The sequence below is a fragment of the Streptomyces sp. MJM8645 genome, assembly GCF_001625365.1.
In the GTDB taxonomy this organism is placed as follows: domain Bacteria; phylum Actinomycetota; class Actinomycetes; order Streptomycetales; family Streptomycetaceae; genus Kitasatospora.
Window position 1 is genome coordinate 3,943,246 of sequence record NZ_LJJF01000001.1, and the last position, 23,975, is coordinate 3,967,220.

The following is a 23,975-nucleotide window of genomic DNA, read 5'->3' on the forward strand; positions in this document are numbered from 1 at the left end:
CCCCGCAGATCCCGCCGGGGCCCACTTGCCGGGCCTCCGGCGGGCGGGCAGAGTGCGGTGGAGGCGGCGGGCGGCGAGTGGAGGCGGCGATGGGTGACCTGACGGACCGACTGGCGCAGGGCCTTCCGGCCGGGGCGGTGGTGGTGGATCCGGACGTGACCGCCGCCTACCGCCATGACATGGCCGGCTTCTGCGCCGCCGGTGCGCCCGCCGTGGTGGTGTTCCCGGAGACGGTCGAGCAGGTGCAGCACGTGCTGCGCACCGCCACCGCGCTGCGGGTGCCGGTGGTGCCGCAGGGGGCGCGGACCGGGCTGTCGGGGGCGGCGAACGCCGTGGACGGCTGCATCGTGCTGTCGATGGTGAAGTTGAACCGGATCCTGGAGCTCGACCCGGTGAACCGGATCGCGGTGGTCGAGCCCGGCGTCGTGAACGCCGAACTGTCGCGAGCAGCCGGGGAGTTCGGCCTGTCGTACCCGCCGGACCCGTCCAGCTGGGAGTCCTGCACGATCGGCGGCAACATCGGCACCGGCGCGGGCGGGCTCTGCTGCGTGAAGTACGGCGTCACCAGCGAGTACGTGCTCGGCCTGGACGTGGTGCTGGCGGACGGGCGGCTGCTGTCCACCGGGCGCCGGACGGCCAAGGGTGTGGCCGGGTACGACCTGACCCGGCTGCTGGTCGGCTCGGAGGGCACGCTGGGCGTGGTGGTCCGGGCGGTGCTCGCGCTGCGGCCCGCGCCGGCGCCGCAGCTGGCGCTGGCGGCGGAGTTCCCGAGCGCGGACGCGGCGGGCGCGGCCGTCTGCGAGGTGATGGCGCGCGGCCTGACCCCGTCGCTGATGGAGCTGATGGACGCGGTCAGCGTGCGGGCGGTCAACGACCTGGGGCGGATGGGGCTGCCGGAGACGACCCGGGCGCTGCTGCTGGTGGCCTTCGACGGGCCGGACCGGGAGGCCGGGCTGGCGCGGGTGGCGGAGCTCTGCCGGGAGGCCGGGGCGACCGAGGTGGTGCCGGCCGAGGACGAGGCGGAGTCGCAGCTGCTGCTGGAGGCCCGGCGACTGGCGCTGCCCGCGCTGGACCGGTTGGGCACCACGATGATCGACGACGTGGCGGTGCCGCGCTCCCGGCTGGCCGAGATGCTGAACGGTGTGGCGGCGATCGCCGAGCGGCACGCGCTGACCATCGGGGTGGTCAGCCACGCCGGGGACGGCAACACCCACCCGATCGTGATCTTCGACGGCTCGGACGAGGAGCAGGCTGCGCGGGCGCAGCGCTCCTTCGACGAGATCATGGCGCTGGGGCTGGAGCTGGGCGGCACGATCACCGGGGAGCACGGGGTGGGGCTGCTCAAGCGGGACTGGCTGGCACGCGAGCTGGGGCCGGTCGCGCTGGACCTCCAGCGACAGCTGAAGGCGGTCTTCGATCCGTTGGGAATCATGAACCCGGGCAAGATGGTCTGATGGTATTTCCCCCTATTCCAGTACGACTTTCCGATGGCCTGAGAATGGCCGGAAAAGTCGACATGGGAGGGTAGTCGAACTTTTTGGGGGCGCGTTTCCTGATTTTCCTGCGCCGGGGTGGTGCGCCTGGTGGTTCGCGTGATGGCGAAGCGCCCTACCTGGAGGGTCCTCCGAGAGGTCGCCGTTCGGGCAAAGTGCCAGCTCAGAGAGGTGTGTCGGCGCACTGTCCGATTTTCGGTCCGTTATGCGCAGCCCGGGTGGATATCACGCTAACGGGCGAAAACTGCCCCGCCGACTAGTGCTTTGTCGATTTGTTGCGGAAGTCTGTCTCTCGGCGTCGCAGCCAGCAGGTGTTCGTCTGGCCGGCGAACTCCCGCACCCCTTGCTCGACAATTGCACGATTTACAGCTTCTTGGAGGCTCTCATGGCTCGCATCCACACCCGCCGGGTGGCCGGATTCCTGCTCGCCGCCCCGCTCGCGGCCGGCCTGCTGCTGGCCGGGGCCGGCGCTGCGGCCGCCGACAACGGTGCGGGCGCCGCCGCCGGTTCCAACGCCGGCGTGGTGTCCAACGTCGGCACGGGCAACGTCTTCGGCGGGGTCGACGGCAACTACATCTCCACCCAGCAGACCGCCACCGGCGCCGGCGCCTCGAACCAGAACAACACCCTCGCGGTGAAGGACAACGCGGGCACCATCCTGGCCGGGCAGTCCAACAAGAACATCAACGTCGTGTTCGCCCCGATCTTCCACTGATCCGATCGGGCACCACCGACGGCGGGGGCGCCGGAGGTGGGCGGCCGCGGGTGAGCTGAGCGCTCGCGGAGGGGCTCGAACCAGTCTCCGGGCGGAATTCCCGCCCGGGCGCGGATCAGAACAGCGCATGACCGGCCAGCGGAAAGGGTCGCCGTGAAGCCGGCCTCGTGGGCGGTGCCGCCATCGGCACCGCCCACGAGTGCGTCCGGAGCCGGGCGCGAACCGCACGGGCCCGCTCGTCGCCGGCTGCCCGGCACCGCCAGCTGTCCGGCACCGCCGACATCGCCGGCTGCCCGACACCGCCGACACCGCTCGGGACCGCCCGCCGAGGCCCGCCCGGACGCCCCGAACGCGTCCAGCGAGGGCCCGCGCCCGGAGCCGTCGGTGCTCGGCGGTACGGTTGCGCTCCGACAGCGCACCACGTGCCCGGGCCCGGGAACCACGGCCCGGCCGGGGCGGCGACCGCGGCAACCGGAAGAGAGGGCGCGCGATGGCGGCGGAGGAGGAGGGCCTGACCGGCCCGGGCGAGGCCTGGCCTGCACCGGAGCCGGATCCGCGACCCGGGCCGGACGCCCGCCGGGAGCCGGCCGAGCACCGGCCCGAGCCGAAGTCCGTGCCCGAGCTGCTGCTCGGCCGCCCGCCGATGGCCCGCCCGCTGCCGACCTTCGACGCCGAGGCCGCGCCCGCCGAGCCCGGCCCGCTGTTCGTGGACTGGCTCGCCACCGCGCTGGCCGCCGGCGTGCCGGACCCGCAGGTGGTCACCCTCTCCACGGTCGACGCGGACGGCCTGCCGGACGCCCGGGTGCTGGTGCTGCGCGACGTCGACGCGTCCGGCACCGGCTGGGTCTTCTCCGCCGCCGCCGACAGCCCCAAGGGCCGCCAGCTGGCCGACCACCCGGCCGCCGCGCTGACCGTCTACTGGCCCCAGCTGGGCCGCCAGGTGCGGGTTCGCGGCACCGTCGAGCGGGCCGCCGACCTGGTCGCCGCCGCCGAGTTCGCCACCCGCTCCCCGGATGCCCGGGTCGGCGCGCTGGTCGGGCGGCAGAGCGAGCCGATGGCCTCGCTCGCCGAGTACGACGAGGCCGTCGCCGTAGCCCGCCGCCGGCTGGAGGCCACTCCGGACGCGGTCGCGGCCGGGCACGCGGTCTACACCCTGTGGGCGCACGAGGTGGAGTACTGGCAGGGCGACGCGCAGCGCCGGCACGTCCGGCTGCGCTACACCCGCACCGGCCCGGTCCGGACCCCGGAGTGGTCGCGCACCCTGCTGTGGCCGTAACGGTCTGACGGCCCAAGGGCCCGGCCTGGCCTGGCCGGGCCCCGCCGTCGTGCGGTCCTACCGCCGCCCGGTCAGCGTGGCTCCCACGCTGGCCGCCACCACACAGCCGATCCCGGCCAGCTGCGGCACGCCCAGCAGCTGGCCGAGCACCACCAGGCCGACCAGCGCGCTGACCGCCGGCTCCAGACTGACCAGCACGCTGAACACCCGCTGCGGCATCCGCCGCAGCGCGGTCATCTCCAGCGCGTACGGGATCACCGGCAGCAGCAGCGACACCCCGGCCACCGCGGCCAGCAGCCCCAGCGGCGAGGCGCCGGGCGCGGTCAGCCCGTCCCAGGCCTGGCCGAGCCCGAACGGCGCCAGGGCGAGCGCGCCGACCGTCATCGACACCGCCAGGCCCTGGAAGCCCTGGAAGGCGGCGCCGACCTTGTCGGTGAACAGGATGTACGCGGCGTAGCAGGCGGCGGCCCCGAAGGCGTAGAGCAGGCCGACCGGGTCGAGCCCGCCCCCGTCGCCGCCCTCGCCGAGCAGGGTCAGCAGGACGACGCCGCCGGCGGCGAGCAGCGCCCAGAGCAGGTGGCTGGCGCGCCGGGCGAAGACCAGGGCGACCGCGAGCGGGCCGAGGAACTCGATGGTCGCGGCGGTGCCCATCGGCAGCCGGTCGATCGCCCCGGCGAACAGGAAGGTCATCCCGGCCGAGGCCACGCCCAGCAGGGCCGCCGCGGCGAGGTCGCGCGGGCGCTTGTCGCGCAGCCGGGGCCGGGTGACGGCGAGCAGGATGACCGCCGCGAAGCCCAGTCGCAGGAAGGTGGTACCGCTGACCCCGAGCGGGCCGAACAGCGGCTTGGACAGGGCGATCCCGGTCTGCACCAGGAACATCGCGGTCAGACAGAGAAGCGGCGCCGGGATCCTCTCCGGGCGCCGCAGGACCTTCGGGAGTCGGCCGGTGGGCCGGCCGGGGGGCGCGTCGGGCGGTGCCGTGGAGCCGGGTGTCCCGCCTCGTCGCCAGCTGCCCCGCTCGCCGGCGGGCTCGCCCTGGGGGGCGGGCGGCATGGCAAGCGCCTCGGCGACGGCGGCAGCCGGCATCGGGGCGGTGGTTTCGCTGGGATGGGAGCTGGGCATATGGGCGAGTTTGCCGTAAGGAGTGATGAACGGGCAAGCTCGTTACAACTATCGGGACGGATGTGGACGGGTGCGGCCGAAAGGGTGGGCTCGCCCGGTGCGCCCGGCGTGGTTGCCGCATTCGTCCGATGGTCCGTCAGTAGCAAGGGCGGGTGCGCTATCTCCGCCCCGCGGCCCTGCTCGCCGCCTCCCTCGTGCTCCTGCTGGCCACCGACGGGACGGGCGTGAGCGCCGGGGCCGCCGCCCTTCCCCGCATCCGGGCCCTCACCCTGCCCGACCGGTTCGGCCCGCCCAGGATCCACGACGACTTCACCGGCCCCGCCTTCGACGCCTGCACCGCGCCGCCCCTCGACACCCTGCGGGCCTGGCACGGGGTCTCCCCGTACGGCGCGCTCGGCATCTACGTCAGCGGCGCCCAGCGCGGCTGCGGCCAGCCCCGGCTCACCGCCGAGTGGGTGCGCCAGGCCCGCGCACTGGGCTGGCGCTTCCTGCCGGCCCACGTCGGGCTCCAGGCGCCGTGCAGCGAACTCGCCCGCAAGCCGCGCCGGATCGACCCCGCCCACGCGGTCGAGCAGGGCCGGGACGAGGCCACCGAAGCCGTCCACGCGATGGGCTCGCTCGGATTCGGCAAGGGCGGCCCGGTCTACCTCGACATCGAGGCCTACCCGATGCACGACCCCGCCTGCGGCCAGGCCGTGGTCGACTTCGCCGTCGGCTGGACCCAGGCCCTGCACGCCGCCGGCTACCGCTCCGGCTTCTACTCCAGCCTCGACTCCGGCATCGCCGACCTGGCCGCCGCAGCCCGGGCCGGCAGCTTCCCGCTGCCCGACGCCCTCTGGTACGCCCGCTGGGACGACCGGGCCGACACCGCCGATTCCGGCGCCCTCGGCTCCGGCCTCTGGGGCGACCACCAGCGCGTCCACCAGTACCGCGGCAACGTCGAGGAGACCTACGGCGGCGCCGCCCTCACGATCGACCGCAACCACGTCGACGGCCCGACCGCCGGCTGACGCGTCGCCGATCCGTGATCCGGGCAACGGGGCCGGGATACTGACAGCGGGTGGGGCGGGGCGGCACAATCGGGCACGTCCGCGCGCATTACCGCCCGGTAGGTGCCGCAGGCGCAGCCGCCAGTGCCGCCAGGTCAAGGAGGACCCGTGTTCAGCACGATGCAGGACGTCCCGCTCACCGTCGCCCGGATTCTGGAGCACGGGTCCACCATCCACGGCCGGTCCACCGTCACCACCTGGGACGGCACCGGGCCGGTCGTGCGGACGTACGCCGAGGTGGGGGCGCGGGCCGCGCAGCTCGCCCACGCGCTCCGCGACGAACTGGGGGTGACCGGGGACGACCGGGTCGCGACCCTGATGTGGAACAACGTCTCTAAAGCACTCGTGGCCTGACCTGGGGAAACGCGGCTGAGCGGTATCGGCCGCGGTGGCGGAACAGCAAGAAGCCCCCCTCCGGCCGGAGGGGGGCTTCTCGTGCGCAGAGGCTGGTTAACCGATCAGCGCAGAAGTGGTGTGCATGTCGGGCATCCCCAGACTGTGAAGCCGGGGCCGCTGATGGCCTCGATGTGGGTTGCGGTCACGGTGTCGCTGGTGTCGCCACAGTGGCGGCAAGGTCGAACGGGGGTGCCATTGATTCGGGGCCAGCACTCGCCGACGGCGTCCGCGTGGTCGTCTGCATGGAGCGGGTTGGCCACGCACGGGAGGCGGTGTCGTCCGATGGCCGGTCCGTGTTCCCAGCCGGGGCGTCGGGCGCCGCAGGTCTCAGTGATCGTCGTTGCCATCACGCACCGGCCCCGATGAGCGCCTGGGCGCCCAGGTAGGTGTAACCGGGGTCGGGCAGTCCTGCCGAAGCCGCTTCGAGTGCACGCCGCCGAACAGTTTGCCGCTGGTCTTCGAGCAGCACCGCCACCCACAGCGGGACCACCCGGACTGTGGCCGGTCGGGGGAGTTCAGGCGCGGGGTCTTCTGGGGCTGGCTCGGGGGCTTCCTGAGCCTCTGGGGTGTACGGGCGGACGGGCGCGTGATCTTCCGCGTTCAGCGGCTTCGAGCGCTCGATTACGTGCGGCGGGATGTCCCAGAGTGCGGGCATCTCCGGTTCCGGCGCGATGGGCGGCGCTGGGGGCTTGGGCTGGAACGGCTGTCCGGTGTTTACGGGTAGGTACAGCGCTATCAGGCCAGCCAGCAGGATGCCGGCCCAGGTGAAGAACACCCAGGCGATAAAGTTGCTCATGTCGCAGCCCTCCGAGGCTTCGGCCATGCCCCGGGACGGTTGCAGCCGTCGCCGGGGGTCTTTGTTGTTGTGGTGCGACCATATCGACACTCCTCTAGGTCGTCTACTCCTCTACTCATCTAAGTGGAGCGGAACGCGACGGCTCCGTACCCTTCTGGCATGTCTGACCAGCGCCCGCGCCGCATTCCGCCGTATCTGGTTCTCGCCGATGAACTCACGGCAGAGATTCACGCGGGCGTCTACGACGAGGGAACGACTTTCCCCTCTGAGTCGGCGCTCGTCCAGCGATCCGGGCGAGCGCTCATGACCGTCCGACGGTCGCTCGAAGTACTTCGCGACCGGGGGCTGATCACGACCGAATGGGGGCGCGGATCTTGGGTGGTTCCGTCCGACCAGCGTCCGGCCCCAAGCACGGAGTAGCCCCGTCCAGGCGAACCCGGACGGGGCCTGATCGCGCTGTTCCTTACCGCCGCATGCCCCGATCCTCAGCGGCCCGGCGTTGACGGTGTGCCCGCTCCTTCGCGGCTTCCTTGCGGACGGCCGACGCGCTCGGGGGCTCCACGACGTAGTTACAGTTGCCGCAGACGTATCCGCCCTCGGGACCGTAGTGAATCTCGGTGCCGCACTCGGCGCAGTGCATCCCGCTCACGCCCGCGTCCCGCGTGGTAACCACCCGCGATTTGGCGGATTCCGGCGGGGGCACCACGTGCCAGCAAGAGCCGCAGACGTACCCGCCCTCTGGCCCCAGTTCGACGAGCTTCCTGCACTTGCCGCAGCGCGGGGAGTTCATGCCTACCTCACGAGGATCGGAACGACGGGGATGGGCAGCACCGACGGTACCGTCACGCCCATGACGGTGCCGCACTGTCCGCAGACGTACGGGCGTCGGCTGGTGTCCATCGCGCTTCCACAGACGGGACAGGCCATGGCTGTTCTCCCTTGACTGGGTTGCTTCGGCCGCACGGGCGTACGGCCGCCGTGCACTTTCAGTGACCCGCTCGCACTACTTACCCACCGGGGTAGCCGGCTCGAACGGGAGTATCGGGGGACGACGGGCCCGCGCACGCGAGGTGCCAGAATTTCTCACGGCCGTTCTGGTCGAAAACCCGGAACTGGACGGCCGTCCGGGTGACGGCATCGGTGGTCGGGTGGTGTTTCGTCGCGCGCCGAGCGACTTCGCCTGCACGTCCGTCGTGGTGGATGTACCACTTGCCGAGGGGCGGGATGTCCAGGGCGGTGACGCACAGACCGGCCGCCCGATGGGGGCACCGGCAGGCGCCCTTGTTCAGTTTCACCTTCGTCTCCTAGCAGGCCTAGTGGTCCCGCCCGTCCGCGAGGGGGATACGCGTACGGACGGGACCGTTCCCGCGCCAGGAAGCCCACTTCACGGGTGCAGTCCCCCGGAGTGGCGGCGCGGGAGTCTTCGGGGCCTACGCGGCGTGGCGCTCGTCGGCCGGCGAGCCGATGTAGAGCAGCGGCAGCCTGATGCCGACCAGCGCGGCGGCGACGGCCTGGCGGATCCTGCGTTCCATGAACGGCAGGGTGTGCCGGTGCAGCTCATCGACCGGCACCCACCGAAATTCCGCGATCTCCTCGGCGGCCCTGACAGGCAGCGAGAGGGCGCCGGCCTGCGCGGTGGTCATCACCCCGCCGTCGAGCACGATGTTGAGCTCTTCGGCTGCGCCAGAGTCCGGATTGGCCGGGATCTGATCAATCGCCAGCGCGTGCGTGATCATCCGCTTCAGCCCGACCTCCTCGGCGATTTCGCGGGCGGCAGCGTCGACGAGCTGCTCGCCGGGGTGGACGCCCCCGCCGGGCAGGGTGTGGTCCTCCCGGTAGCGCGGCCTGACGAGCAGGGCGTGCCCGTCCTGGTTGCGGATCAAGACCAGGACGCCGATGCGGCGACGCGGCGGGCGCGGGGGGATGGTGCTGTCTGCCACGGGTGGTAACCCCTCGATAGCGGTAGTTAGATGGGCCCGCCCCGAGCGAAATGGACCTCAACCAAGGCCCGGGGCGGGGGTTGAGCCCGGTCCTGGCGGAAGGGTGATTCCCGACCGTCCGCCAGGACGGGAGTACATGGGGCGCGACTACGCGCGAGCGGTGCGGATCGGGACCGGCTGGCCGGGGCGCGTCCACCCGAGGGGGAAGAACTCGGCGTCACCGGGGAACAACTCGGCCCACTCGGGGGTGAGGACTCCGCCCCACCGGCCGCACGTCAGACACCTCCAGACCGGCCCACCGGGACCGCTCTGTACCGCCCCGGGCCCCACGTCCCGCTCGACCGTGTGTCCGGGGCCCTCGGGGCACTGTGCGTCGGTCACGCGACGGTCGGTCCCTCCTGCACCTGCGCCGCATGCGTCCGCGTCCAGCGGAGCCGGCCCGCCTCGCTGCGGTCGCGGATGTGGACTTCCCAGAGCCTGAACCTGGTCTTCAGCCAGGTGTCCGTGTGTCCGAGTTCAGCGGCGAGACTGCGCATCGACGCTCCGGCGTTGTATCGCTCGATCAGGTCGGCGCGGACTTCCGGCGCCAGTTCGGGCGTATTGGGGCGGCGGCGGGGCTTGTGCTTGCTCGGCACGGGAAGCAGGACCATGGGTTCCTCGTAGTCAAGGTGGGTGACGGAAGGGCCCGCCCCGGCTCGGCGAACTTGGACGGCCGGGGCGGGGGCTTGGGATGCCCGACGGTTCACAGGTTCCGCCGGGGGTTGAGAGGGGGTCGCCCTGGTCTGGTCCCGACAACCAGACCAGGGCGACCGGTGCGCCCCTGCGCACCCTTCCGCCGGGTGGGACCGGCGGGGGTCCCGGAGCGTCGGGGGGAGTAGAACGCTCCGGGAGATTAGGGGGTCGAGTGGGTTCGCTGACGGGACAGCGCCCTGTACCACGGGGCGAGTTGAAGCGTGCGGCGAAACCGGGCCGACCCAGTTGCGCGCCGTGGCGCCGAGCGGCCCGGACACGGGCGCGGGCGCGGGCCCGTCTTCGGCGCCACCACATTTCCCAGTCCGCGCCGTACACGATGCCGAGCATGGCGACCACCAGGGCGAGGACGACCCACACGCCACGACGGTCGCCGTACGGGTCGAGCCTGCCGAGGGCGAACACCATAATGGCCGGTCCGACACCGACCAGGACGGACAGAGCACCGGTCACGAGTCGCCGCCACACAGCGGTCCCCCCTTCGGCGCCATCACCATCTGAACGTCCGCCACCAGTCGGTACGTCTGGTGTCCGGGGTGGGTCAACAGGTGGCACCGGGCCCACTCGGCGAACGCGCTCGTGTCACCGACAGGCCCGGAGTCGAGCCCGCAGGCCGTGCCCTTCGACTCCGAGACGCAGACCAACACGTACTCGTCGTGCTGATCCGGGCTCGGCCGAATCGTCCACTCGCCGTGGCGCTCCGAGGTCTCGGAGTTCACGCGGCGTCCGCCGAACTGCGCGGCTTGCTGGGGACGATGTGGACCACGATCGCGCCGTCCAACGGGGCGACGTTGGCGGGGGTCGTCGTCCACTCGGTGCCGCCCTCGGGCGGTCGCAGGTAGGCCTCCCCGCCGCGCGTCTCCATGTAGGCGCCGAGCCGGCCGGTCCTCTGGTCCTGTACCAGCTCGCCCGACCTCGGGCGGTACGGCGTCGCGGGGGGCGTGGGGGTGCGTTTGCGCGTCACAGCAGCAGCTCCGTTCCGTAGTGCGGTGACTACCGGGGGCGCCAACTGTCCTCTAGGCTCCAAGGCAGTTCAACCTATCCGCATCGCTCGATTGGTAGGACGAATCGCCTTGAACAAACGGGAACTTGACCCTCAGAGCAGCGCCGCCGCCGAGTTCGGGGCGTTCCTTCGCACTTCACGTGAGCAACGGGGCTGGACCCAGGAACACCTTGCCGGGCTGGTTGGCTGCACGCCATCGCACATCTCGGCCCTGGAAAATGCTCGCAGGAAACCAACTCCACAGATCTCAGCAGCACTTGACAGAGCATTTGGAACATCCGATGAGGGGCTGTTCCGCCGCAAGGCCAGCGACGTCACGCACAGTGCCCTACTGGCGGGGTTCGCCGAGTTCCGCGCCCATGAGCGTCGCGCCATCGAACTGCGGCTGTTCGAACTCGGCATCGTGCCTGGTCTGCTCCAGACAACGGACTACGCAGCAGCCATCGCAGCGGGTGCGGTCCAGCGGGGCAGTATCACCCAGGAACAGGCGGACGCACGGGTCCGAGTTCTCATAGACCGTCAAGCCATCATGCACCGGGTGCCACCGCCGCTGGTCCACGTCGTCATGGATGAGAGTTGCATCCGTCGGCCCGTGGGTGGGGATGCTGTAATGGCGGCCCAGCTCGATCGTCTCGTTGCCTTCGCCAGCCAACCCACGGCGCGGCTCCAGCTCGCCCCGTACACGCTCGGGGAGGGCAGGGCGTTCGATCTTCCGGTGTCCATCTTGACCTTGCCGAACCGATCGCTTATGTCCTACGCGGAAAGTTCACACCAGGGGCACCTGGAACGAGATACCAACGCGGTGTATGCCGAGCTGACGTCGTACCATCAGCTCCAAACCCATGCCCATTCACAGGCGGACTCGGTGGCGATGATCCGCGAGCTACGGAGGCAACTATGACCCCCCTCGAATGGTTCAAGTCCAGCTACAGCAGCAACGGCGGACAGTGCATCGAGGTGTCGGACAGCGTGCCCGGTGCCGTTCCCGTCCGTGACTCCAAGGACCCCGAGGGCCCTGTGCTGGCCTTCCCGGCCGACGCCTGGTCATCCTTCGTTGCCGCCGTCCGTACTGGCGAGTTCGGCGCCGTTTAGTTCCTCTCAACGACAAGAACGCCCCCTGTACCGGCCGTGGCCGGTACAGGGGGCGCTGTGTTGTCTATGGGGGGTCGAGGTGGCGGGCGGTGCGCTGGTCGACGCGGTCGATGGCGTCGCGGAGTGAACTGCCGCTGTTGGGGTGGAGTTCGTGTTGCACGGTGGCGAGTTGCTGCTCGATGGTGCCGAGTCGGGTCATGACGCCGGGGCGGCCGGGGACGCCGGGGCGGTCGTCGGTGCCGGTCCAGTCGTCGACGAAGTCCTCGACGCGCTGCGCGAGGTGGCGGGCGCCGCGGGTGGCTCGCCAGAGTAGGCCGAGTGCGGCGGAGAGGGTGATTACCGCGCCGGCCCAGAGCAGGACGTCGTCGAGGTGGCCGGCGCCGGTGGGGGCGCTCACTCGGTGGGGTCCTCCTCCGTGGTCCGGAGCCAGGCGGGCAGGACCTGCTCGACGGCGGGCAGGGCCATCACGCGCGTGATCGCTCCGGCTACGGCGAGGGCCACGGCGATACCGGGCAGGGTCTCGGGGAGGCCGGCGGTGGAGACGAGTAGGGGGAGTGCGGCGAGCAGGCCGAGCACGGTCTGCAGGCCGGTGCGGATGGTGCGCCGGGTGGCGTCGGTCAAGGGAGTCTCCTGTTGGTGGTGCCCGGGGCCGGCCGGCCCCGGGCAGGACGAGTGGGTTAGCGGACGGTGAAGCCGTGCCGGCCGCCGAGCTGGTCGAGGGAGGCGCGGCCGGGGATGCCGTCGGCGGCGGTGCCGCGGTACCCGAGGGAGCGCTGCCACGCGGCGTAGGCCGCTACGGTGCGGGTGCCGAACGAGCCGTCGCCGGCCCACTGGCCGTCGAGCAGGCCTTCGGCGGCGAGCGCGGCCTCGACGGGGCGCACGGCGTCGGGGTAGGTGGTGGCGCCCTGGTCGAGGCCGGGATCGCGGCGGGCGGCGGCGATCACCTGGTCGAGGTCGACGAGGGTCTGCTCGCCGGGCAGGGCGCCGCCGAGCAGGCGCCGCAGCGACTGCTCGCCCGGGATGCCGTCGGCGTCGCCACCGCCGTATCCGAGGCTCTGCTGCCACGCGGCGTAGTTCTCGGTGTCGGCGTCCGTCCAGTCCTCGTTGGGGCCGACGGTGTAGTGCTGGCCGTAGCCGCTGGCGACGAGTGCCTCGCCCACCTGTCGCACCTGGGGGCCGTGGGCGCCGTAACCGTACTCCTGACCGCCGATGGTGACTCGGTAGCGGGCGGGGCCGGCCGGTTCCGGCGGCGGGGGCGGTGTGGGGGTGGTGGGGTCCGGGGCGCCGTTGGCGCGGGCGACGATCGACGGAATGACGACCGTACGGAACTGTTCGATCCGGGCGTCGCCGGGGCAGGCCGTGCCGGACGTCGACCACGACCGGAACAGCCCGTGATACCCGTACCCGGGGTCATCGGCGCTGCGGCAGATTCGGAGCGGGATGCCGTGCTCGCGGTGGAGCCAGACGCCCAGGGCGACGAGCTGCTCGATCTGCTGGTCGGTCCACGGGTCCGTGTGCTGGCTGTTCGACTCGGTCTCGATCGACACGGCACCGGTGCCGTCGCTGCGGCGGTTCGCCGCCGCGTTCGCGTCCGCCCTCGTCTGCGTGCCGATGAACTGCGCGATCGCTCCGTCGTACCCGAGCCCGAAATGGCTCTCCAAGTTCGTGCTGTCGCGCCAGAACTCGTAAATGCGGCGCGGCGACCACTCAGCCGCGATGCTGTGCAGGATGAACTGCGTGGGCACGATGGCGGGTTGGGCGTCGGATTCGGGCTGCAGCTCCATGCGTTCGGCGCCGGGGTACCAGGACATAGGGGGTGTCTCCAGACATGGGAAAGCCCCGGGGCCGGACGGCCACGGGGCGGGCGAAGTACGGGAGTTGGGGTCAGCGGGTCTGTGTGCCCAGGCATCCGGCCGCGAAGGCGTAGACGTTGCCGGTGCCGCCGGTGCGCCAGGCCTTGATTTCGATCTTGGTTAGGGCGGCGTACTCGCCGGGGCAGAGCTTCGGGCCGTCCGCGAAGTAGTACCAGTCACCGGAGTTGATGGTGTGCTGCTCGCCCCAGGGCTGGCCGTCGACGTAGACCTGCACGACGCCGGTGGTGCCGAAGTCCGCAGCGCCGTAGGCGGCCACGGTGAGCATGGGGTGGTAGCGGATGTGCGCCGCCGTCCACAGGGTTTCAGGGCTGCCTGACTGCGTCTTCGGGTACCTGTCGAGGTCCCCGTCGGCGTAGAACGGCGTGTGCAGGTAGGGCACGCCGAGACCGCCGTTGATCCGGTCTTCGGTGAAGATCGTTGATCCGCGGCTGTCGTAGATATCAATGCCCTGCGGCATCTTGCCCGATGACCACATGGCGAGGGCGAGTGAGCCGTCCTCGCGGCTGATCAGGACGCCGTACTGATCGCTGCCGTCCGGGTGGTCCGGGCTAATGCCTCCGATGTACACCATTTCTTGGCCGGTCTTGGCCTTCACTTGGAGGGTGCCGCCTTCGGCGATGACGACGGGACGGTGCTGGATCTGGTCGAGGGCGGGGCGGGTCTGCGCGCGGCCGGACAGCTCGCGCACCTGCCGCTCCAGGGTCCGGATGCGGTCGAGCAGATCCTGCGGGATCGCGGCCAACTAGTCTTCCTCCAAGGTGAGTTTGGCGGTCTCGGGACGCCCGCGCTCCGGGGGCGTGACCGCGATGCCGATGATCCGGAATCGGGCGGTGAGTCCTTCGGGCCACCACAGGTCGACGATCCGCACGCGGACCGTAGCGCCGAGCAGGGCGGGGGTGATCTGGCCGTCGAGTCGCACGATGAGCTCGGGCACGGTGTGCGGGTCGAGGTGGGCGTCGGCGTCGGCCCGGGCGTGCGCGTCGAGGGTGGGCTGCTGCTCAACCGTCGAGTAGTCGCTGCTGCCGTCGAGGCGCGGCCAACCGGCCTCGACGTCCGCGGCCGACGTGATCAGCGAGGAGAACAGCGGCACCGACTCGGCAGTCTGGTTACGGTTGATGCTTGCGCCGCGGCTCTGCCAGGCGTTGGCCTTGCGCGTGGCGTCGACCGGCCACGTGTACGAGATGATCGGTCCGGGGCGGGTGAGCACGATGTCGCTGCGGCCGGCCCGGATGATCGGGTGGCCGAGCTGCAGCCGCTTGATGCGCCGGCCGGTGTCGGGGTCACGAAGGGACGCGATCCGCCACTCGAAACCCCCCTCGACTCGCGAGAGTTGCTCGATCAGGTCCCGGACGAACGGCAAGTCGAACCGGCTGTAGGACCGATCTCGCGGGACGCCGGAGATCTCGGTGCCGGCCTCGATGCCGATGTCACCTCCGGGCTGTTCGGCGGTGTAGTTGATCAATTGCCGAACGATGTCGAACTGATCGACACCGCGGGAGACTTGGGAGTCATAGAGCATGCGGTGAGACAGGTAGCTGTCCCAGGTGGCGGCCTGCAGATCGAGCTGCAGGCGCCCGCGGTCGTCGCTCTGCAGGCTGGTAGTCCAGAGGATGCCGCCCCACCAGATCGCGCCGTCGCGCTCGACCCACAGCCCGGTGCGACCGGGGACTAGGGCGGCGCGGGCGCGGGCGGCGAGCTCGGCGGTCACGAGGTGCACCGTCGCCCGCAGTGAGCCCGACTTCCCGAGGTACTCGTCGAAGCTGACACCCCACAGAGGTAGGACGTCGAGGAGCTGATCGGAGCGGAGATCGCAGATCAGGACGCGGTACGGGGTGGGGGGCAGCGACGCGACCACCCCCCGGGGTGCCCGGGGCCGGTGGCCCTAGGCGGTGGTCTCGTAGGTGATCTGGATACGCATGGTGCTCAGCGAGTTGATCCAGGCGTACCCGGCGCTGCCGGGGGTGACCAAGCCGAGATCGCTCACCCGGTAGGCGAAGACGTAGGCGACGCTCGCGCCGCGCTCCACGAAGGGGATCAGGGATTTCCAGGCGTTGCCGGCGCCGTCGACGTAGCGGCCGGTGCCCTGCCAGCCGAGCGGGGCCGCACCGTCAACGGCGGGGAACGGCAGGCTCACGGTGACGTTGTTCGAGCCGAGCACACTGTCAGGGCCCCAGGCGAGCGACGCGACAACCTCGACGCGGCGCCCGATGCGGCAGTAGCGGCCGGAGGGTACCGAGGAACCGAGCGACTCCAGGCCGCCCCACGTGGGCGTGTACGACGTCCATCCGCCCATCGGCACCCACCCGGTACCGCTCCAGCGCTCCAGGCCGTTGGCGCTGTCGCGCCACTGGCCGACGTAAGTGCCGAACGTCAAGCCGGAGTTGGGCATGATGCCGCCGATGGCCTGTGGGTAGGCCACCCACGCGGCCCCGGACCAGCGTTCCACGCGGGTGCCGGTGTCACGCAGTTGCCCGGTGTAGGAGCCCGGGTCGGTAGAGCCGTCCGGTCGGACGCCGCCGGCCGCCACGGTGTAGGTGCGCAGGTCGGTCAGGGCTGTTGCCCAGGGGATTCCGCCGGTGCCCGCGGACGCACCGACCGGTACCCGCACTGACCACAGCGGCAGTGAGCAGGCCGGCGCCGCCGGCGCCACGGGCTTGGAAGCGGGCGCGCCCTGCACGATCTCGACCGACACCAGAGCTTTGCCGCTGGCGTCGAACAACCCGTCGTACACCCTGATGACGATCAGGTCGACGCGGTCGTACTGTGTGTGCCCGGCCGCGAAGACCAGAGCCTCGGGCACGGTCACCGTGACCGGGTAGCCGCCCTGCAAGCTGCTGCCCTGCACGACGGCGCGGCCGACGCCGAGCTGCGCCTGCATCGGCGCGGTGGACGTGAGTAGGAGCGGGGTGCCGCCGGGGATGACCCCGGGGGCGGTGGTGGTCGGCCCGGTGGGGGTCATGGTGCCGATGGGGGACAGACGGGTGTCGGTGCGGCTCTGCCCGGTGGGCGGGAGCCACGCGGCGCGCACGGTCATGCGGGGCCTCCTACCAGTAGGCGTGGCGCCAGCGCAGCAGCGCGCGGGCATCCGGGTGCGGGGGGACGTCGGGGGCGCCGCGGAACGCGAAGTCGTGCGTGCCGGGCGGGACGGCGAGTAGCTGCTCGGGCGCCGAGAGATCGGTCACGGTGTAGATCCGGGAGGCGCCGCCCAGGGTGACTGTGGCGGCCGCGGCGTCGACGACGAGCTGCTCGCCCGGGCCGAGCGTGATGTCGTACTCCCACCGCCGGCCGGTTCGGACGCAACGAAGGGAGGGGCTCGTTACGGGCCCAATGAAGGTCAGCACGGCCGGCGCGTCGGCGTTGCCGGCGTTGGTGGCGGTGAGGCTGCCGGACGCGCCGCCGGCCCCGAAGGCGAGCCCGGCCTCGACGGCCGGGCCACCGGCGGGCGGGGGCGAGGTGGTGAGGTGCCAGTCGAGGCCCTGCTCGACCGCACCGGCGACCTGCCAGTCGAGGCCGGCCTCGTCGACCGGCAGTCCAGCCTCGGCCTGCTGCTCCGCCAGCGAGTAGCGGCGCGGGTCGGTGGCCTCGAACTGCAACGCGCACCCGGTGATGGTGCCGACCCGGTAGCCGCGGCCGGTCGGCACCGACCACCGCAGGCACCGCGCCCACACCATCAGCGGCCCGCGCTCGTCGACCTGCACCACGAGCGGCACCTCGTCGACCAGCGACACCGCCCCCGCCTCGAAGGCGGCGACGGCCGCGCCGATCCGGGCGGCCGGCGCCCGGATCGTGATCTCATCCACCGTGATCGTGCGCGGCTGCGCCCAGAGGTCGCCGGGGTAGGCGCCGTGTCCGGCCGGCCTGTTGGTCGTGCCGGAGTCGAACGACGGGCTGTCGGACCAGCCGGTGATCTTGCGCCACCGGTAGGGGGTGCCGGGGCCGAGCAGTAGCTCGCCGAACTGGATGTGCCCGGGGGCGAGCACGCGGTCGCCCGCGGCCACGGCATCACCCCCTGCCCTTGAGTTGCCAGCCGAGCGCGGCCGCGATCTGGTCGGGGCTCTGCCCGCCGGCGTTGAACTGCTCGATGTGCAGCAGCGGCCCGCCGCCGAACTGCCCGGCCGGGGCGCCGGCGTAGGCCATGACCGGCGCCGGCCCGGTGGGCACAGGACCCCGCACCGCCGCAGTGAGCGCCGGAGTGTCCGGCACCTCGACCAACTCCCGCATGGTCGCGGCGAGTTGCGGCTGCGCCGCCTCGATGCCGGACACGATGCCGGCAGGAATCCACCGGCCAACTTCGCTCGCCATCACGCGACTTGGCGAGTGGATCCCGAGCGCCCTAGCGATCGGTCCCGGGATCAAATTTATCGCCCAGCCGGTCAGGGTGTCGCGCAACCAGCCGCCCATGGACTGAATGCCCGACCACAAGCCGCGGACTACATCCTTGCCCTTGTCGATCAGTAGCAGGCCCATATTCCCGAGGGAATCCGCGATGCGCCCGGGCAGGCCACGGACGTAGTCGACCAGGGCGCCGGCGCGATCGGCCACACCGGACCGGATCGAATCCCAATGACGGATGATCAACCCGACAAGAGTCCAATTGAGAAAAAAATCGACGATCCTGCCGGGCACTCCCCGGATGAAATCCGTGGTCGCATTCCACCCGGCGACCGCACCGCTCTTAATCGAATCCCAGTGACGGATCAGAATTCCGACGAGTGAGAACGTCATGAAAACATCAGTCATGAATTGCGCGGCGCCGCGAACTACGCCCACAATCCAATCCCAGGCCGCCGCCGTCGCGGACCTGATGGTGTCCCAGTTGGACACGATCAGCGCGACCAGCCCGACGACGGCAGCGATCACCAGCGCGACGGGGCCGATCGCGATCAGCCAGGCAGCGGCCACCCGGGCGGCCTGCAGCGAGCTCTGCGTGCCCATCAGGACCCACGTGCCGACCACCCGCGCACCGGCCGCCACCGCCGCGCCGCCCTGCGCCGCCCAACCCGCGACGAGCTGCGCGTTGGTGACCAAGTACGTCGCTCCGGTGGCGACCGCGGCGGCGCCCTGCGCCACCCACCCAGCCACCACGGTTGCGGTGGTGACCGTGCCCTGCACACCAAGGGCGATGAGGGTCGGCAGCATGATGGCGGTGATCACGCCAGCAGCGATCGAGAACGCGAGGCTGTGCTCGCTGACGAACCGCTTGCCCGTGTCGAACTTGCTGCCCAGGGTGCCGACCCAGTCCGCGGCCGACATGAGCGCCGGCACCACCTTGGAGCCGAGGACTTCGACGGCCCCCTGCTGCAGGCCCCGTGTGAACTGCGTCCACCGGGTCGATGCGTTGTCGCGCATCGTGTCGCCGGCCTTTTGGGCGGCGCCGTCGACCGCGCCGAGCCCAGCCACCGCGGCCGACGGATCGAGGGAGAAAAGCGCCTTGGAAAGGTCCTCGGCCTGCGTTCCTAGAAGCGCGACAGAAAGGCGTGAACGCTCCGCAGGATCCTTTACCTGTCGTAGCCGGTCCATGAGCTGATCGAGCGCGGAATTAGCCTGTGGCCCGCCCTTGGCGAAAGCGGTGGCCATTTTATCCGCGTTCAGGCCAAGGCTTTTCAGTCCGTCGGCCGCAGTGCCGTCCTTGACCCTGATATTTAGTTCTTTGAAAGCATCCGCGACCACATCGGCATCACGCGCACCGGCCTCCAAGCCCTGATGGATAAGGCCTAGTGCCTGCTTTCCGTCAATTCCCAGATCGCGAAATTGAGTCGGATATTCGTTGAAAGTGTCGAGCAGGTCCTCGCTCTTATTCGCGCCGAGCTGTGCGCCGCGCACGAGAACATCAAATGCCTCGTCAGCACTTTGTGCCATTCCCGTTTTGAGCATCTGCCCAACGGAGCGTGAGACGGGGCCGACTTCCTCGCCGAGGATGTCGGCGACCTGCTGCGCGCGGCCGCCAACCTGCTGTAGGTGCTCGGCAGTCGAGTCCGCCGGTACGAGGCCCTGCTGCCAGAGGTTCCGGAGTGCCTCGTTCGCGGTCTCGACACTGTCGGTGTACCCACCGGAGTACAACGCACCGGCGGCTTTGCCCAGTTGGGTGGCCTGCTCCGGCGTCGCGCCGAGCTGGGCCGACAGCAGGCTTGTGCCCTTCTGCTGGTCGACGGCCTCGGTCAGGCCGGCCATGACGGCGGCGCCGATCGCGCCACCGATCAAGACGCCCTTGATGGCGCTAAGCGACTTCGTGATGCCGGAGCTGGCACGCTCGGCGCCGCGCTCGGATTGGTCGGCGAGCCCGTCGCCCAGTTCCTTCCCAGCGGCTTGGCCGGCGCGGCCGGCCTCGTCCTCGATGACCTGCCCGGTACGCCGGATGCCCTGCTCGGTGCGGCGCAGGCCCTGCTCGGCGCCGGAGTCGTCGACGGTGATGGTGGCGAGCAACTCGCCGACGGTGAGCGCCACGTCGGCTCACCCCCTCGCCGAGCGAAACCATCACCAGATGATCCGCTGGTAGTTCGTGGTCTTCGGCCTGATGCAACCGGTGACCTACGCGTCGGCGGGCAGCCCGGTGATAGCCGCGATCTCTGAAGGCGATGAGATGGCGCGCGGGGTACGGGCCCACAGCTCACGGAACCGGCTGTGCTCGTCGAGGCCTCCGAGCAGGACGACGAACCGCCGCTCAGACAACGCGGCGACGTCGGCCGCGCTCAGACCGTAGGTGCGGGCGAGGTCGGCCTCGACCGCCGCCCAGTTGGCTAGGACCGCCGACCAGAGCCCGCCCGCCGCGCCCGCGGCGTCGCCTTCGCCCGGCGCTGCGCCCGGTTCGGGGCCGGCGCCCCCGGGGCTTTTCCCCCGGCCTGCTCGTCGTGCAGCTCGGCTGCCCGCGTCATCGACACCGATCCGGGGCTGCGGACGTTGGCCGCGGCGTAGATGAGCAGGATGCCGAGCTGGCGGTCGGTCATGCCTTGCTCTGCCCAGTGGTCGAGGGCGTCGACGCCGACCAGGGCCCGGAGCATGGTCCGGACGTCGGCGGGGTCGTTCGAGTGCTGCAGGCGGTCGAGCTGCAGGGAGAAGACCAGCGGCAGGGACTCGGGCAGGGTGTAGGTGCGGCCGTAGAGGCGAAACGTTTCTGCGCGACCGCGGGACTGCTCGGCGAAGAACGCATCGAAGTCCGCGAACCCGTCGCCGTGGTCCTGGTGGTCGAGGTCGAACTGCTCGTCGTCGATCACGAGCCACCCCCGGCCGGCGGGGTCACGACCGAGCTGGTCGGCTTCCCACACCGGGTGATCGTGGCGCTCCACGACGTCTTCTCGGTGGTTCCGCCGCCCTGCTCGCCGGGCGTCACCGTGGCGTCCCACACCACCCACGATGTCTGGCTGCGGTGTCGCCAGCGCACCGCGTTGCGGGAGTCGACGCCGAGCCGGTAGGTCCACACATCGTCGATGTAGGCCTGCCCCGGGTCGCGCTTGCCGGTCTTGTCGGCGGCGTACTTGGACTCGATCGAGAGGGACGCGCCGCGCTGCATGACGTCCTGCTCGAAGTAGCCGTCAGAGTCGAACGAGGTGGTGTCCTCCACTTCCTCGCTTTCCCCGGGGTTGTGGCTGAATGACGTCAACAGGCCGATGCGCAGCCAAGTTTCGGTGTTGGCGCTCACATCCTGGACTTCGAAGATCCAGCCGCGGGCATCAATCGGGCGTACGGGGGTGGTGGGGGCGGGCATGGTCACCTCCTAGGTGGGGCGGGGGTTGATGGCCTCGATGTCGAGGCGGTAGTTCGTGGTGTGTCCGTGCCGGCCGGCGGCGTCGACGCCGAGCGGGTAGGGGGTCTGCTGCGCGATGCACAGCACGAGCCATAGGCCGCCGGGGAGTTCGATACCGGCGAGCCCGTGAAGCGCCGCGTAGATCACTTCGGCACGGGCGCGGGAGACGCGAGGGTCGGCGGTGCCGCGCACGCGCACCTGCAGCGACCGCTCGTCCCACGGGTTGAGCGGGTCGGGGACACCGGCACCGTAGAGGGAGAGCTGCACCGCGCGATCGGGGGCCGGGGGCATCAGCTCGATGAAGGTGTCGCCCCGGGTACCGGTGGGGTCGTAGGTGAGCAGGCCGGCGGCCTGCAGATAGCGGGCGAGGGAGTCGAGGAGATCAGCCACCGAGCGCCCGCCGGACCGCGGCCGCGATGATCCGCTCGACCGCCGGCGCTTCCTGCGCGGCCGGGCGTTCGAGGTACTTGGCGCTGCGGCCTGCGTCGTGTCGGGCGTTGAGGTCCTCGTGAACCCTGGTCGCATATGGGGTGTCGTAGGACACTCCGGCGACGAGCTGCTGCTCGTCGACGGAGGCGACGCCGGAGCGGGCGAGTGTGCCCTCTTCGATCGGCACGACTTCGCGGGAGGCCTGCAGCACGTGCTCGGCGGCGGCGAGCAGGCCGCGCGCGGCCGCGGCCCGCTCGGCGCGCAGGACGGCCGTGCCGGTCCATTCAACGCGGCTGCGGGGTCGGCTCACTCGCACATCACCTCCTGATGGGCGGGCACGGGCAGGCCCGGGGCGTCGATGGTCGAGACCGTGATCGGGACGGTGGTGCGGCCGGTGGGCAGGGTGATCCGGGAACCGGCCGGCACGGTCGTGTCGAGGTCGAGCAGGACCTGCGCCGAGCTGACGACCTGTCGGCCGTCCGGCGCCCGGACGAGCCGCACGGACTCGGACACCAGGGCCGGCACGTCGACGACTGGCGGCCCGAACACCGGTCCGTATGCCGACTCCCCGAGGTACGGCTCGATGATGATCCGGTGGCGCAGCAGCCACCCGGGAACGCGGGTCACCATGGGTGCACCCCGTGCCCGGTCAGTCCTGCGCGCTGCAGGATGCGGCGGGCCCGGGGTGCGAGGTCGAGCGCGCCGGCCGGGGCCGGGCTGCTCGCTGAGAGGCTGATCGAGCCGGCGCTCACGGACGACCAGCGGGCCGCGGCGCCGGTGCCGTCCTCGCCCGCGGCGAGCTGGTACTCGACCTGGGCGCACGCGGCATCGGCGAGCGCGGCCGCGTGCACGGGGGCGGTGGGGGAACCGGTGGAGTCGACGGGGTAGCAGGCGGTGAGCAGCGCGGCGTCGACGTCGTCGGACGCCCGGGCGAGGAGTCGCTCGGCATCCGTCGGTGCGGGCCGGCCGAGCCAGGCGGCGAGCTGCTCGGGGGAGGCGTAGGTGAGAGCCACGACGCCCACCCCCGATCCGGGGCGGCGCAGGTGGTGCGCGGCCCCTACTCTTTGGCGCGGGCGCGCCCCTTGGCGGTGACGGGCGGGGCCGGTCCGTCCCCGGTCGCCTCGGCGGCCGGGTCCTGGTCGAGCTGCTCGACCTCGTAGCCGTGGCGGCGGAAGTACAGCAGTGCCCCATAGGACAGCTCGTCGGCAGCCGCCCGGCCGGCGGTGAAGTGGACTCCGGCGATCGTCTCGTCGTGGTCCCCGTCGGGGGACGTGATCGCGTACATCACTGCACCTTGAGGTTTCGCAGCACTGCCGCGGACCGGGTGGCCTTGAGCGCGACCGCGACCGGTCCGAGTTCGACCTCACCCGTCTTGACGGCGCCGCTCGTGTTGAAATCCGGCAGCCACTGCCGCACGATCTGCCCACCGGCGGTCGACACTCCATGGAACCCGTCGAGGCCGAGCCTCACCGCGTACAGATCGGACAGGCCGGTGATCTGCCCGCCGGGCCCGGCGCCGTCGACGTCGCGGGACTCCACCGGGATCACGGGGGAGGTGCTGCCGGCCTTGTCGCCCAGGTCGACCAGGGCGATGCCGTTGTACGTCTCGACCTTCTGCCCGAACGCGTTCGGGGACCGGTCGTAGTAGCCGGCGCGACGGGCGAGCGAGCGAATCCGGGCGATGGTCTTGCGGTTGCCTAGCAGTGCGGACGGAGTGCCGTCGAGCAGGGACAGGAACTCGTCGAGCATGTCGAGCGCATCGTTTGCCTTTCCGGTGTCGCTGCCGAGCGTGGTACCGGTCCAGTCGAGGGAGGTGCCGGCGCCCATCTCGGTCGTCGATCCGGCGAGGGCCTTGTCGAGGCCGTCGAAACCCTGTTCGCTGCCCGGCGTGGTGATGCGTTTGCCGTTGATTACCTGGTCGGCGAAGTAGGCCCGGGCGCTCTTGATGGTCTGGCCCATCTGGAAAGCCACCTCGTTCGACGCCGCGGCGCCGACGTTGGCGAGCACGCGGTCGATCTCGAACGCGCCGCCAAGCGGCGCCAGGTCGACCGTGAACCGCGCGCGCTTGGCCTGCGCCTTCGGGTACTCGGTGCCCAGGGCGCGGAACTGCGCGGGCCGCTCGACGACGAGCCGGGTGTAGCCGTAGGTCAGGGTCGCGCCGCCGCCGGCCGGGCTGACGGCGTCGTCGAAGGTGAGGTTGTCGAGCAGCCAACTGGACTTCCGGAACTCGTCGATCACCATCGTGTCGACGTCGTCCTGCGCGTTGATCCGCGCATCGGCGAGAGTGATAGCCATGGGG

At 71.2% G+C, this 23,975-nt stretch carries 29 protein-coding genes and 1 pseudogene; 8 read left to right on the forward strand and 22 right to left on the reverse strand.

The features are described 5' to 3' along the window. The first annotated feature begins 89 nt into the window (after positions 1 to 89). From A6F73_RS16905 to A6F73_RS16915, 3 genes are all read left to right on the forward strand, one after another. Positions 90 to 1,454, forward strand: coding sequence for an FAD-linked oxidase C-terminal domain-containing protein (locus tag A6F73_RS16905; RefSeq protein WP_063348573.1), 1,365 nt, complete (start codon positions 90 to 92; stop codon positions 1,452 to 1,454). A gap of 424 nt (positions 1,455 to 1,878) precedes the next feature. After that, a complete protein-coding gene (locus A6F73_RS16910) occupies positions 1,879 to 2,208 on the forward strand; it encodes a hypothetical protein (protein WP_063348574.1) in 330 nt (109 codons plus the stop codon). 490 nt (positions 2,209 to 2,698) lie between these two features. Further along, positions 2,699 to 3,484, forward strand: coding sequence for a pyridoxal 5'-phosphate synthase (locus A6F73_RS16915; protein WP_244293416.1), 786 nt, complete (start codon positions 2,699 to 2,701; stop codon positions 3,482 to 3,484). 57 nt (positions 3,485 to 3,541) lie between these two features. Here the strand turns inward: A6F73_RS16915 and A6F73_RS16920 are convergent, their stop codons facing one another. Beyond that, entirely contained in the window at positions 3,542 to 4,606 is a 1,065-nt protein-coding gene (locus A6F73_RS16920) for an EamA family transporter (RefSeq protein WP_208869089.1), read from the reverse strand. A 152-nt stretch (positions 4,607 to 4,758) separates the two neighbouring features. Here A6F73_RS16920 and A6F73_RS16925 point away from each other — a divergent pair, with 152 nt between their 5' ends. Both A6F73_RS16925 and A6F73_RS16930 read left to right on the forward strand, forming a co-directional pair. After that, positions 4,759 to 5,616, forward strand: a complete 858-nt coding sequence (locus A6F73_RS16925) for a glycoside hydrolase domain-containing protein (protein ID WP_063348575.1) — start codon at positions 4,759 to 4,761, stop codon at positions 5,614 to 5,616. Positions 5,617 to 5,763: 147 nt separating this feature from the next. After that, positions 5,764 to 5,985, forward strand: a pseudogene (locus A6F73_RS16930) (AMP-binding protein); the annotation flags it as partial. 412 nt (positions 5,986 to 6,397) lie between these two features. On the opposite strand, the gene A6F73_RS16935 reads toward A6F73_RS16930, so the two are convergent. Continuing rightward, positions 6,398 to 6,874 carry a hypothetical protein gene (locus A6F73_RS16935; RefSeq protein WP_063348577.1) on the reverse strand — a complete coding sequence of 159 codons (477 nt, stop codon included), beginning with the start codon at positions 6,872 to 6,874 and terminating at the stop codon, positions 6,398 to 6,400. A 132-nt stretch (positions 6,875 to 7,006) separates the two neighbouring features. Between A6F73_RS16935 and A6F73_RS39375 the strand changes: the two genes are divergently transcribed. Beyond that, complete coding sequence (locus A6F73_RS39375; protein WP_079135753.1) at positions 7,007 to 7,267, forward strand: GntR family transcriptional regulator; 261 nt, start codon at positions 7,007 to 7,009, stop codon at positions 7,265 to 7,267. Positions 7,268 to 7,854: 587 nt separating this feature from the next. Here the strand turns inward: A6F73_RS39375 and A6F73_RS41505 are convergent. From A6F73_RS41505 to A6F73_RS16960, 4 genes are all read right to left on the reverse strand, one after another. After that, the gene (locus A6F73_RS41505; protein WP_159398475.1) at positions 7,855 to 8,142 is read right to left on the reverse strand and encodes a hypothetical protein; all 288 of its coding nucleotides are present in this window, start codon (positions 8,140 to 8,142) and stop codon (positions 7,855 to 7,857) included. A 135-nt stretch (positions 8,143 to 8,277) separates the two neighbouring features. Then, a complete protein-coding gene (locus A6F73_RS16940; RefSeq protein WP_063348578.1) occupies positions 8,278 to 8,787 on the reverse strand; it encodes an NUDIX hydrolase in 510 nt (169 codons plus the stop codon). A gap of 377 nt (positions 8,788 to 9,164) precedes the next feature. Further along, entirely contained in the window at positions 9,165 to 9,437 is a 273-nt protein-coding gene (locus A6F73_RS16950; protein WP_063348580.1) for a hypothetical protein, read from the reverse strand. Between the two features lie 815 nt (positions 9,438 to 10,252). After that, positions 10,253 to 10,501 (reverse strand): hypothetical protein, encoded by a 249-nt coding sequence (locus A6F73_RS16960; protein WP_063348582.1) that lies wholly within the window; start codon positions 10,499 to 10,501, stop codon positions 10,253 to 10,255. Positions 10,502 to 10,610: 109 nt separating this feature from the next. On the opposite strand from A6F73_RS16960, the gene A6F73_RS16965 reads away from it, so the two are divergent. Together A6F73_RS16965 and A6F73_RS16970 are read left to right on the forward strand one after the other, a co-directional pair. Beyond that, positions 10,611 to 11,441 carry a helix-turn-helix transcriptional regulator gene (locus A6F73_RS16965; protein ID WP_063348583.1) on the forward strand — a complete coding sequence of 277 codons (831 nt, stop codon included), beginning with the start codon at positions 10,611 to 10,613 and terminating at the stop codon, positions 11,439 to 11,441. After that, positions 11,438 to 11,632 carry a DUF397 domain-containing protein gene (locus tag A6F73_RS16970; RefSeq protein WP_063348584.1) on the forward strand — a complete coding sequence of 65 codons (195 nt, stop codon included), beginning with the start codon at positions 11,438 to 11,440 and terminating at the stop codon, positions 11,630 to 11,632. The genes A6F73_RS16965 and A6F73_RS16970 overlap by 4 nt, the downstream gene beginning before the upstream one ends. 64 nt (positions 11,633 to 11,696) lie before the next feature. Here the strand turns inward: A6F73_RS16970 and A6F73_RS16975 are convergent, their stop codons facing one another. The 16 genes from A6F73_RS16975 to A6F73_RS17050 form a co-directional block, all read right to left on the reverse strand. Beyond that, complete coding sequence (locus A6F73_RS16975; protein WP_063348585.1) at positions 11,697 to 12,029, reverse strand: hypothetical protein; 333 nt, start codon at positions 12,027 to 12,029, stop codon at positions 11,697 to 11,699. Continuing rightward, positions 12,026 to 12,253, reverse strand: a complete 228-nt coding sequence (locus tag A6F73_RS16980; RefSeq protein WP_063348586.1) for a hypothetical protein — start codon at positions 12,251 to 12,253, stop codon at positions 12,026 to 12,028. Before A6F73_RS16980 ends, A6F73_RS16975 begins: the two co-directional genes overlap by 4 nt. Before the next feature lie 56 nt (positions 12,254 to 12,309). Further along, positions 12,310 to 13,443: a peptidoglycan-binding protein gene (locus A6F73_RS39380; protein WP_079135755.1), complete on the reverse strand. Its 1,134-nt coding sequence runs from the start codon at positions 13,441 to 13,443 to the stop codon at positions 12,310 to 12,312. A gap of 73 nt (positions 13,444 to 13,516) precedes the next feature. Continuing rightward, complete coding sequence (locus tag A6F73_RS16990; protein WP_063348587.1) at positions 13,517 to 14,248, reverse strand: hypothetical protein; 732 nt, start codon at positions 14,246 to 14,248, stop codon at positions 13,517 to 13,519. Next, complete coding sequence (locus tag A6F73_RS16995) at positions 14,249 to 15,214, reverse strand: hypothetical protein (protein ID WP_347878540.1); 966 nt, start codon at positions 15,212 to 15,214, stop codon at positions 14,249 to 14,251. 174 nt (positions 15,215 to 15,388) lie between these two features. Further along, positions 15,389 to 16,540 carry a hypothetical protein gene (locus A6F73_RS17000; protein WP_063348589.1) on the reverse strand — a complete coding sequence of 384 codons (1,152 nt, stop codon included), beginning with the start codon at positions 16,538 to 16,540 and terminating at the stop codon, positions 15,389 to 15,391. A gap of 10 nt (positions 16,541 to 16,550) precedes the next feature. Continuing rightward, positions 16,551 to 17,504 (reverse strand): hypothetical protein, encoded by a 954-nt coding sequence (locus A6F73_RS17005; RefSeq protein ID WP_063348590.1) that lies wholly within the window; start codon positions 17,502 to 17,504, stop codon positions 16,551 to 16,553. Between the two features lie 4 nt (positions 17,505 to 17,508). Continuing rightward, positions 17,509 to 19,950: a phage tail tape measure protein gene (locus A6F73_RS17010; RefSeq protein WP_063348591.1), complete on the reverse strand. Its 2,442-nt coding sequence runs from the start codon at positions 19,948 to 19,950 to the stop codon at positions 17,509 to 17,511. Between the two features lie 293 nt (positions 19,951 to 20,243). Further along, entirely contained in the window at positions 20,244 to 20,717 is a 474-nt protein-coding gene (locus A6F73_RS17015) for a hypothetical protein (RefSeq protein ID WP_244293417.1), read from the reverse strand. Beyond that, entirely contained in the window at positions 20,714 to 21,208 is a 495-nt protein-coding gene (locus tag A6F73_RS17020; protein WP_063348592.1) for a hypothetical protein, read from the reverse strand. The genes A6F73_RS17015 and A6F73_RS17020 overlap by 4 nt, the downstream gene beginning before the upstream one ends. A 9-nt stretch (positions 21,209 to 21,217) precedes the next feature. Next, positions 21,218 to 21,637 carry a minor capsid protein gene (locus A6F73_RS17025; RefSeq protein ID WP_063348593.1) on the reverse strand — a complete coding sequence of 140 codons (420 nt, stop codon included), beginning with the start codon at positions 21,635 to 21,637 and terminating at the stop codon, positions 21,218 to 21,220. Then, positions 21,630 to 21,986: a minor capsid protein gene (locus A6F73_RS17030; RefSeq protein WP_208869090.1), complete on the reverse strand. Its 357-nt coding sequence runs from the start codon at positions 21,984 to 21,986 to the stop codon at positions 21,630 to 21,632. Before A6F73_RS17030 ends, A6F73_RS17025 begins: the two co-directional genes overlap by 8 nt. Further along, positions 21,983 to 22,306: a hypothetical protein gene (locus A6F73_RS17035; protein ID WP_079135756.1), complete on the reverse strand. Its 324-nt coding sequence runs from the start codon at positions 22,304 to 22,306 to the stop codon at positions 21,983 to 21,985. The genes A6F73_RS17030 and A6F73_RS17035 overlap by 4 nt, the downstream gene beginning before the upstream one ends. Continuing rightward, a complete protein-coding gene (locus tag A6F73_RS17040; protein WP_063351273.1) occupies positions 22,300 to 22,689 on the reverse strand; it encodes a hypothetical protein in 390 nt (129 codons plus the stop codon). Before A6F73_RS17040 ends, A6F73_RS17035 begins: the two co-directional genes overlap by 7 nt. A gap of 44 nt (positions 22,690 to 22,733) precedes the next feature. Beyond that, positions 22,734 to 22,961, reverse strand: a complete 228-nt coding sequence (locus tag A6F73_RS17045) for a hypothetical protein (protein WP_063348595.1) — start codon at positions 22,959 to 22,961, stop codon at positions 22,734 to 22,736. Next, entirely contained in the window at positions 22,961 to 23,971 is a 1,011-nt protein-coding gene (locus A6F73_RS17050; RefSeq protein ID WP_063348596.1) for a major capsid protein, read from the reverse strand. The genes A6F73_RS17045 and A6F73_RS17050 overlap by 1 nt, the downstream gene beginning before the upstream one ends. Positions 23,972 to 23,975 lie beyond the last annotated feature (4 nt).